Annotated in this window: 2 protein-coding genes; one reads left to right on the forward strand and one right to left on the reverse strand. The window is 77.4% G+C overall.

The features are described from left to right. Positions 1-509: 509 nt before the first annotated feature. Positions 510-872 carry an avidin-fold protein gene (locus tag E0D90_RS25000; RefSeq protein WP_103500595.1) on the reverse strand — a complete coding sequence of 121 codons (363 nt, stop codon included), beginning with the start codon at positions 870-872 and terminating at the stop codon, positions 510-512. Between the two features lie 462 nt (positions 873-1,334). On the opposite strand from E0D90_RS25000, the gene thiO reads away from it, so the two are divergent. Further along, on the forward strand, positions 1,335-2,498 hold a 1,164-nt coding region (thiO, locus tag E0D90_RS25005), incomplete at its 3' end, for a glycine oxidase ThiO (RefSeq protein ID WP_227870492.1).

Raw genomic sequence — 2,498 nt, forward strand, 5'->3', positions numbered from 1 at the left:
GGGCCGGCGGGCGGGGGCGGCATCACGGGCGGCGCGGTCGGCGCCGGAGGCCCCGGGACCGCAGCAGGCTCGGGCGGCGGTGCGGTCGGCTGCGCGGGTGGGCCGGTCGGCGGCTCGGGAGTGCCGGCGGGCGGCTCGGGAGTGCCGGCGGGCGGGAAGGCGTTCACGGTGGCCTCTTTCATGAGGAGCGGCGGAGCCCGGTCCCGGCCCGCCCGGTGCCTTCGGGACGGGGGTGACGCCTGGTGCCGGAGTTGGCGGCGTCCCGCCCCTGGAGTGGGACCGGTCCGGGAGAGCACCGTCGGCCCGTGCTGGCGCGCACGTATGCCCGGCTCCCCTCCGGCTCCCGGCTCGTGACGCATGGTCGCGACGCCCCGCTCGGGACGGGACGCCGGCGCCTTCAATCCCCCTGTGGCTGAAACCCGTTGGGCCCATCGTAGCCACCCCGTCATCCACCGTGAAGGGCAGGCGGGGGCGTACGCCGGCGGCCGGGGGCTCCCCGGCCGGCCGGCTCAGACGGCGCCGCCGGGCTCCTCCCCGGGGAGTTCGACCACGACCGAGGTGCCGCTGCCGGTCCGCGACTCCCAGTGCCAGCTCTCGGCCATCCGCAGCCGCCCGTCGGGGAGTTCGGTGATCTCGCTGACGCAGTGCCCGGAAGCGGTGGTGCCGTCGGTCCGCAGCTGGACGTAGCGGAAGTCGGCGCGGTCACCGACGCGGGTGCCGACCAGGGAGCCGCGCTCGATGTCGCCGCCCGCGTAGTCGGCCCAGATCCTCCCCTCCCGCTCGCGGTAGCGGAAACGGGTGGCCGTGCCGACCTGGCCGGGCGACTGGTCGGCCTCGGGCGCGAAGACGCGGCCCTCCAGCGATGCGGTCATGCGCGTGCTCCTTCGGCGGTGGCCCCGGCTCCTGCCGGGAAGGGACAGCTTTTCAGCCGCGCCCGCCGTGGTACTACGCTGGCAGTGCGGGACCGCCCACCGGCGGCTCCCCGGGCGGGCAGTCACCGCCGGGGGCCGGGTGGACGGTCGGCGCGAACCCACGGGAGTCCGGACGCACCGGGCTGAGAGGGAGGCTGGCGGCCTCCGACCGCACAACCTGATCCGGGTCATGCCGGCGTAGGGAGAGGAGCAGTGTCCACCATGTCCGTCGTGGAGAGCGGCACGGGCCACCGGCACACGTGTGCACGGGGCGCGGCCCCCGGCGGGGGCCCGGACAGCGCCCCCGAGACATCCGTCGCACGGAGCGAACCGGTGGCGGGCCCTCCCGCGTCCGGGAGCCGTCCGCCCGAGGCTGCGACCGTCCCCCGGCACGCGGGCGCCGGGAGCGAGGCGACCGCCGACGTGCTGGTGCTCGGCGGCGGCATCATCGGCCTGGTGACGGCCTGGCGGGCGGCGGGACGCGGCCTCTCCGTCGTGGTCGCCGACCCGGAGCCGGGCGGCGGCGCGGCGCGGGTGGCCGCCGGGATGCTGGCGGCCGTCACCGAACTGCACCACGGGGAAGAGGCGTTGCTGGCGCTGAACCTCCGTTCGGCCAACGGCTGGGAGTCGTTCGCCGCCGAGCTTGAGGAGGCGGCCGGGACCGGCCTCGGCTACCGGCGCTGCGGCACCCTCGCGGTGGCGCTGGACGCCGACGACCGCACCCAACTGCGCGAACTGCACGCCCTCCACCGGCGCCACGGCCTGGAGTCGCGGTGGCTGACCGGCCGGGAGTGCCGCAGGCTGGAGCCGATGCTCGCCCCCGGGGTGCGCGGCGGGCTGCGGGTGGACGGCGACCACCAGGTGGACCCGCGCCGCCTCGGCGCGGCCCTCGTCACCGCCTGCGAACGGTCCGGGGTCGCCTTCCGCCGGGTGGCGGTGGCACGGCTGACCGAGCGTGCGGGGCGGGCCGTCGGTGCCGAACTGGCCGACGGCACCAGGGTGTCGGCGGGCACGACGGTGCTGGCCTGCGGCAGCCGCAGCTCCACCCTCGAAGGGCTCCCGCCGCGCGCCCGGCCGCCGGTGCGCCCGGTCAAGGGCCAGGTGCTGCGACTGCGGGTGCCGCCCGCCTTCGCGCCGTTCCTCTCGCGCACGGTGCGCGCCGTGGTGCGGGCGAGCGAGGTGTATCTGGTGCCGCGCGAGAACGGCGAGCTGGTGATCGGGGCGACCAGCGAGGAACGCGGCTGGGACACCACGGTGACCGCCGGAGGCGTCTACGAACTACTGCGCGACGCACACGAGTTGGTACCGGGGCTGACCGAGCTGCCGCTGGTCGAGACCTGCGCCGGACTGCGTCCGGGCACCCCCGACAACGCGCCGCTGCTCGGCCCCGGCCCGCTGCCGGGACTCCAGGTCGCCACCGGACACCACCGCAACGGGGTACTGCTGACGCCCGTGACCGGCGAGGCGCTGGCCCACTCGCTCACCACCGGCGTGCTCCCGGGCTGGGCGGCCCCGTTCAGCGCCCTGCGCGGCGACGTGGCGGCGGCCCCGGCCGCCGGCGACGCGCCGCCTCCGAGCACGGGCGCG

It is taken from the genome of Streptomyces otsuchiensis (assembly GCF_004305975.1).
Classification (GTDB): domain Bacteria; phylum Actinomycetota; class Actinomycetes; order Streptomycetales; family Streptomycetaceae; genus Streptomyces; species Streptomyces otsuchiensis.